The organism is Microcoleus sp. D2_18a_D3 (assembly GCF_036702455.1).
Lineage (GTDB): Bacteria > Cyanobacteriota > Cyanobacteriia > Cyanobacteriales > Microcoleaceae > Microcoleus.
This window is the reverse complement of record NZ_JAUBTK010000170.1, coordinates 1-5,322: the sequence shown is the minus strand read 5'-3', so window position 1 is coordinate 5,322 and position 5,322 is coordinate 1. Positions and strand designations below refer to the sequence as shown.

The following is a 5,322-nucleotide window of genomic DNA, read 5'->3' as shown; positions in this document are numbered from 1 at the left end:
ATATTTGCCCAAATGGAATTATCGAGCCGTACCCCAACCTGAGTAATTCATTAAGTTATTTATTTTTCATTCCTTATACTTCCGATCGCCGGAAACTGGCAATTGACCCGAACACGGCTAGAGTGACTGTTGTCGGTACAGTCTCTAGCAACGGTCTGATCTGGGGAGCGGCAACAAAGCCTGCAACTACATCGAGTCCTACAGATGATGTGCGTCAGAAGTTCTTGTATGCTGCTAGTTTGTATCCGCAAGTGGGGGCTGCTATTACTGGTATGCAGGATCAGGGGGGTGGTGTTTTCCGTCAGGAGTTTGAACGGGCGATTATGATCTGGAATGGTCAGCAAGTGACTGTTTATGAGACAAAAGGGCGATCGGTTTCGCCAACTTCCCCGTCTCCCAATCCTCAGCCTGTTAATAATAATAAAAAGCCTGTGTTCCAAACCCAGCCACCCAAGACTTTACCTGGAGTTTACTTTGCCAATAGCATTAATAATTCAGGCTCCAGCCATGCTTCTAGTAGCAGCAGTCCTAGCAATAGTTTTAGTGGTAATATTTCCTCTAACTCCACTTCTAGTTCTGCTAATGCTTCCAGCGCTAGCAACATTTCAGAAAGCACAGGTAATAACAATTGGTACAACTCCTTTAGCGATTGGTACAACTCCTTTAGCGATTGGGGTCATGGCCTTCTTGATGTTGGAGGCTTCTGGCCAGGTTTGGGTGCTATTCCAGATACGATTAATACTGGTTGGTACGGAATTGAAGGGTGGTTTGGTAAAGAAGGAGCCTGGGGAAATGCTGCTTTATCAGGTATGGCTATTCTTCCTCTATTTGGTGATGCTGCTGCTGGAGTTGTTAAAGGTGGAAAGTATATCAACAAGGCTGATGATTTAATTAGAGTTACTAAAAAAATTCTTCCGGGAGAAAGCAATATTTGGACAGGTTTTAAGACCTTTAGAGGAACAACAAAGACCAATGGCTTGAATGGTAAAGAAAGAAGATATTACGAGTGGGACTACACACATAATGATATAGAGATGTATGATCCAAGAGGAAACCATCTGGGTACGATAAATCCGGAAACAGGGTTACTGATTAAAGCTCCTGTAGCTGGTAGAGACATTAAAAATAAAATTAAGTAAAAATTGTCAAATTACAGAATGTTATGAATCATTGTTGTGAAGAAATGAATAGGCACATTTCCGAAGGTGAAGTTGCCATTTGCTACATTCCAAGACTTCGGGAATACGGGATTTTAATTTTAGATGGAGGAAGTGCTAAGCAAAGCATTAAATATTGCCCTTGGTGTGGAAAAGAATTACCAAATAGTCTGTCTGAACAATGGTTCGATGAACTGGAAAAAATAGGGATAGAACCGGGTGATTCACGAATTCCAAAAGAGTTTCTTTCGGATGAATGGTGGACACTAAAAAAAGAGTAAAGCTTTTGTGGAATAATAGGGGCGATCGCCGCTTTGTCATCAGTCAAAAGATGCGATGCTTGGGATTGCAGAAAGCCGATCGCCCTTTCCTCCTCTTTCTCAAAAAAGGGGGATCAATCTCCTAAACTCAAAGTCAGCCCGATCGCCCTTTTGGTTACGAATGTTTTTGCAGGAAAGGGCGATCGCCCTTCATATATACCAGATGCCAAAAGAGCGATCGCCCTTTTGGAATAAGTCAAAAAGTGCGATCGCTTTTTGGCTATTTTTGGCTATATGGAAAGGGCGATCACTCTTGTGGATGGTCAGGGGCGATCAATGGCAATCTCTACCAATTAATTACCGTTAAACTTGTTACCTTTGCAAACTCTCGATCGGCTGTCACCAAAGTTGCTGAATTTTGGATTGCCATTGCTGCAATAACCGCATCCGGTAGTTTCAAGCGATGTTGCTGGCGAATCTCAATGATTTTCTCAATCAAAACAGCATCCATCGCTACTAAACCAAGAACCTCCACTCGTTGCAGAAACTCCTCAAAAATCTGACCATCGTCTTGAGTCAACCCAGGAAATACCAGAAACTCAATTTTGCTAATAACTGAAACTCCAATCCAATCCGCATCTTTAAGTAATTCAATGAGTTGAATATTCCCTTGAAGCAAAGCTACGATCGCATTCGTATCCAACACATAGCGATTACCACTCATCGCGTAGATTCCTCTGCATTGTTACTGCATCTCCCCGCCAAGTTAATCGCCCCACCAAATCAGAGAAATCATAGCTGGGTTTCTGGTTCCCGTCAGACGAAACCGGATTCAAAACAACTAAAACTTCCCGTTCTTTTAGCAATCGTAATGCCGCCCCTACCACTTCAGAAGCTGATGAGTACCTACCGTTTTTGACTGTTGACCGAACAAACTGCTCTAGTTCAGGAGTTAAGGATATATTCATGATGTTGAGTCACCTATTTGAGTCAACTACTACCCTCCATAATAACAAAAGTTATCAAATTTTGTTATTTAACATTTTTGGCTGCGGGAAGATGGCGCGATTACCCCGATCTTTTTGCTAAAATATAAGTAAGCACAACGACTGAATTATGCAGCCTAATATTTTTTATCCGATCGAGGCGATCGCATCGGGCCACCCATTCAACTCCCCTCCCTTCATGTCCCCCCCTTCTTAAGGGGGGCTAGGGGGGATCTGGCCTCAAAAATCACCCTCAATCAAACCCAACAACTCCCCACAAACCCCCTCAAAACTCTGCAACACCTCAACATTCTAAAACCTGACAACCTTCAATCCATACCCCTCTAAAATCCCGGTTCTTTCTGCATCATATAGTTTCCCTTGTTACGTAAAATGACTCGGCCCATCAATCTCAATTACTAACAGTAAAGCCGCACAATAAAAATCTACGATAAAATTGTCGAGCGGTCTTTTGGTATAGAAAGGTCGATCGCTCAGAAGAATCGGGTCTTATTTCTCAGCGAGCAACATGATGAATAGATTCAATATATCGCTCAATTTCCTCCTCTGTGCAACTAATTCCCTTCTGCCAAAGTTCATATTCACTGATATCTATCTCATCATTCCAAACCAGTGCATAACCACCAGGTTCAACTGTAAAATTTCGGAAAAACCCAGGATTACTTAAGGTCGTAAACATCGGATTATCTAATAACTTAGAGATGTCGTATTTTTTAAATTCTAGATTGGTAAACTTAACCATCAATGTGCGGTCGTCAATAGCTTTAGCCGAAACAATGCGTTCAGGTTTCATAAACATATCAGAGTTATTTTAATGGTGGAAGTTTACTAAATTCTTGGCTATTCCACATATCCAGCAGTTCTTTCTGGTACAACGTAGCCCATTCTATTACCAGCTTTTGGGCCCGATTCGGTAAATCTCCTTCTATAATTTCTAAAGACTCAATACCGATCAAAGCGTTGTACTCACCGTAAACTGCGTGAAAATGAGGAGGTGGGTGATCCCCAAAGAAAATTTTGATGATTATTCCGTAAAATCATGCAACTTCTGGCCTAAAGGTTCTTTAAAGAATGATACGAGGACTATTATAGCCGAGCCAAGGAGACAATATTAGTTTATCCCAAATCATGTCTACTCGACAACTAGAGCGAGATCCCTTTTTGGCAGGGAAAGGTCGATTGCTCTTTTTGATATGGAAAGGTCGATCGCTCTTTTGGGATGGAAAGGTCGATCCCTCTTTTTTACGAATCGCGCGATCGATCGATATTGAGTCAACTTTTCCATAGTACAATTAAAGTATGCAGCCTAATATTTTATCCGATCGCCGCGATCGCATCGGGCCACCCATTCAACTCTCCTCCCTCATGTCCCCCCCTTCTTAAGGGGGGCTAGGGGGGATCTGGCCTCAAAAATCACCCTCAATTAAACCCAACAACTCCCCACAAACCCCCTCAAAACTCTGCAACACCTCAACATTCGTAAACCTAACAACCTTCAATCCATACCCCTGTAAAATCCCGGTTCTTTCTGCATCATATAGTTCCCTTCTTCCGTAAAATGACTCTCCCCATCAATCTCAATTCCTAACTGTAAAGCCGCACAATAAAAATCTACGATAAAATTGTCGATGGGGCGCTGTCTCAAAACTCGAAATGGGAAATTTCTCAGAAAATCCTGCCACAGTTTTTTTTCCGCTGGAGTGGGATTTTTCCGCAGTTGTTTGGCGATGGGGATGAGTTTTGGGTTGTAGGGTAGGTGGAAGTTGGAGTCGTTTAGTTTTGGCATGATCCCCCCGAATCTTGGCTAGATCACCCTGGCACCCCCCTTCTTAAGGGGGGGACAAGATGTTAGTTGAAATTCTCGGTTGAGTTGGTTAGTCTTGGAATGAACATCCAGTCCCCCCCTTAAGAAGGGGGGGACTGGATGTTCATTGAAATTGTCGGCGGAGGGGCGATATTTAGGGAATAGTTTCAGAATTAGTTGATCTCAAATGATGTCTACTTGACAATTAGGGTTCTCGCCCTTTTGGAATAAGTCAAAACGTGCGATCGCTTTTTGGCTATTTTTGGCTATATGGAAAGGGATCTCGGTCTTGTCGATGGACAGGGGCGATCGCTTTTTGGGAATGGAGAAGGCGATTGCTAAATCAGTTAGGAATGCGAGCACGTTGAGCAAATTCAATTAAACTTCAGTAAAATAAGACAGAGCCATCTGAGCCTCCCAATCTAACTGACCATGCAAACTTTAACATTTGACAGCATCTTAGACGCGATCGAAACATTGTCTGTAGACGAACAAACCAATCTGCTTGTCATCATGCACCGCAGACTTAGCGATCGCCGTCGCACCGAAATTGCCGCTAATATCGCACAAGGAAAGCAGGATTATCAATCTGGCAACGTCTTTCGAGGTACAGTTGATGAAGCGATCGCGGAGTTAAACAGTTGAAAAATTATCACCTTTGCTCCCTCATTTAAACGTGCCTACAAAGCCCTCATCCGCAAACACCCGGAACTACAGTCCAAAGTTGAAGCTGTCTTGAGAGTTTTGGCAGAAAACTCTTTTGAACCATCACTGCAAACACACAAACTCAAAGGTCAATTAGCTGGCTCTTGGGCTTGTACAGTGGAATATGACTGTCGGATTGTATTTGATTTTGTTAAAAATCCAGAGTTGGGAGATGAATAAATTCTCTTGCTAGACATTGGCAGTCATGATGAGGTGTATTGAAAATGCTTGCTTATGCGATCGCCTGTTTATATCTGCCACAGTCGAGGGCGATCGCCTCGATGATCGCATCGGGCCACCCATTCAACTGGTTGAGTCGAGGGGGGATATTATTCCCCGCCCCTCTCAGTTAATTAGAGTCGATGCCTGTGTTACCACAGGACACCTCT

14 protein-coding genes are annotated in these 5,322 nt (G+C 43.0%); 7 read left to right on the top strand and 7 right to left on the bottom strand.

Going from position 1 to position 5,322, the window contains the following annotated elements; all coding sequences use genetic code 11:
- From QUB06_RS34010 to QUB06_RS34000, 3 genes are all read left to right on the top strand, one after another.
- Positions 1 to 1,139: colicin E3/pyocin S6 family cytotoxin (locus QUB06_RS34010; protein ID WP_333439174.1), on the top strand; the 1,139-nt coding region annotated here is incomplete at its 5' end.
- Between the two features lie 23 nt (positions 1,140 to 1,162).
- Complete coding sequence (locus QUB06_RS34005; protein WP_445251449.1) at positions 1,163 to 1,438, top strand: DUF6980 family protein; 276 nt, start codon at positions 1,163 to 1,165, stop codon at positions 1,436 to 1,438.
- Positions 1,439 to 1,471: 33 nt separating this feature from the next.
- Positions 1,472 to 1,672, top strand: coding sequence for a hypothetical protein (locus QUB06_RS34000; RefSeq protein WP_333439170.1), 201 nt, complete (start codon positions 1,472 to 1,474; stop codon positions 1,670 to 1,672).
- Positions 1,673 to 1,763: 91 nt separating this feature from the next.
- Here QUB06_RS34000 and QUB06_RS33995 read toward each other — a convergent pair whose 3' ends face one another.
- From QUB06_RS33995 to QUB06_RS33975, 5 genes are all read right to left on the bottom strand, one after another.
- On the bottom strand, positions 1,764 to 2,141 hold the full coding sequence (locus QUB06_RS33995) for a type II toxin-antitoxin system VapC family toxin (protein ID WP_333439168.1): 378 nt from the start codon (positions 2,139 to 2,141) through the stop codon (positions 1,764 to 1,766).
- A complete protein-coding gene (locus tag QUB06_RS33990) occupies positions 2,131 to 2,385 on the bottom strand; it encodes a type II toxin-antitoxin system ParD family antitoxin (RefSeq protein ID WP_333439166.1) in 255 nt (84 codons plus the stop codon). The genes QUB06_RS33995 and QUB06_RS33990 overlap by 11 nt, the downstream gene beginning before the upstream one ends.
- Before the next feature lie 402 nt (positions 2,386 to 2,787).
- Entirely contained in the window at positions 2,788 to 2,901 is a 114-nt protein-coding gene (locus QUB06_RS33985) for a DUF559 domain-containing protein (RefSeq protein WP_333439180.1), read from the bottom strand.
- 19 nt (positions 2,902 to 2,920) lie between these two features.
- Positions 2,921 to 3,217 carry a DUF2442 domain-containing protein gene (locus QUB06_RS33980; RefSeq protein WP_333290682.1) on the bottom strand — a complete coding sequence of 99 codons (297 nt, stop codon included), beginning with the start codon at positions 3,215 to 3,217 and terminating at the stop codon, positions 2,921 to 2,923.
- Positions 3,218 to 3,230: 13 nt separating this feature from the next.
- Complete coding sequence (locus QUB06_RS33975) at positions 3,231 to 3,446, bottom strand: DUF4160 domain-containing protein (RefSeq protein WP_333439178.1); 216 nt, start codon at positions 3,444 to 3,446, stop codon at positions 3,231 to 3,233.
- Positions 3,447 to 3,552: 106 nt separating this feature from the next.
- Here QUB06_RS33975 and QUB06_RS33970 point away from each other — a divergent pair, with 106 nt between their 5' ends.
- Positions 3,553 to 3,711 (top strand): hypothetical protein, encoded by a 159-nt coding sequence (locus tag QUB06_RS33970; protein WP_333439164.1) that lies wholly within the window; start codon positions 3,553 to 3,555, stop codon positions 3,709 to 3,711.
- Positions 3,712 to 3,830: 119 nt separating this feature from the next.
- On the opposite strand, the gene QUB06_RS33965 is transcribed toward QUB06_RS33970, so the two are convergent.
- Both QUB06_RS33965 and QUB06_RS33960 read right to left on the bottom strand, forming a co-directional pair.
- Positions 3,831 to 3,923: a hypothetical protein gene (locus tag QUB06_RS33965; RefSeq protein ID WP_333439162.1), complete on the bottom strand. Its 93-nt coding sequence runs from the start codon at positions 3,921 to 3,923 to the stop codon at positions 3,831 to 3,833.
- Positions 3,920 to 4,210 (bottom strand): DUF559 domain-containing protein, encoded by a 291-nt coding sequence (locus tag QUB06_RS33960; protein WP_333439160.1) that lies wholly within the window; start codon positions 4,208 to 4,210, stop codon positions 3,920 to 3,922. Before QUB06_RS33960 ends, QUB06_RS33965 begins: the two co-directional genes overlap by 4 nt.
- A gap of 450 nt (positions 4,211 to 4,660) precedes the next feature.
- Here QUB06_RS33960 and QUB06_RS33955 point away from each other — a divergent pair, with 450 nt between their 5' ends.
- From QUB06_RS33955 to QUB06_RS33945, 3 genes are all read left to right on the top strand, one after another.
- Positions 4,661 to 4,873, top strand: a complete 213-nt coding sequence (locus tag QUB06_RS33955; protein WP_333290744.1) for a hypothetical protein — start codon at positions 4,661 to 4,663, stop codon at positions 4,871 to 4,873.
- A 3-nt stretch (positions 4,874 to 4,876) separates the two neighbouring features.
- On the top strand, positions 4,877 to 5,113 hold the full coding sequence (locus QUB06_RS33950) for a type II toxin-antitoxin system mRNA interferase toxin, RelE/StbE family (RefSeq protein WP_333439176.1): 237 nt from the start codon (positions 4,877 to 4,879) through the stop codon (positions 5,111 to 5,113).
- Positions 5,114 to 5,138: 25 nt separating this feature from the next.
- Positions 5,139 to 5,322, top strand: a 184-nt coding sequence (locus tag QUB06_RS33945; RefSeq protein ID WP_333439158.1) for a hypothetical protein, incomplete at its 3' end; no start/stop codon positions are given.

Bases quoted from the DNA above. Each gene is read 5' to 3' on its own strand.
- QUB06_RS34005 (WP_445251449.1), top strand. From the start codon at position 1,163: ATGAATCATTGTTGTGAAGAAATGAATAGGCACATTTCCGAAGGTGAA.
- QUB06_RS33995 (WP_333439168.1), bottom strand. From the start codon at position 2,141: ATGAGTGGTAATCGCTATGTGTTGGATACGAATGCGATCGTAGCTTTG.
- QUB06_RS33990 (WP_333439166.1), bottom strand. From the start codon at position 2,385: ATGAATATATCCTTAACTCCTGAACTAGAGCAGTTTGTTCGGTCAACA.
- QUB06_RS33980 (WP_333290682.1), bottom strand. From the start codon at position 3,217: ATGAAACCTGAACGCATTGTTTCGGCTAAAGCTATTGACGACCGCACA.
- QUB06_RS33970 (WP_333439164.1), top strand. From the start codon at position 3,553: ATGTCTACTCGACAACTAGAGCGAGATCCCTTTTTGGCAGGGAAAGGT.
- QUB06_RS33960 (WP_333439160.1), bottom strand. From the start codon at position 4,210: ATGCCAAAACTAAACGACTCCAACTTCCACCTACCCTACAACCCAAAA.
- QUB06_RS33955 (WP_333290744.1), top strand. From the start codon at position 4,661: ATGCAAACTTTAACATTTGACAGCATCTTAGACGCGATCGAAACATTG.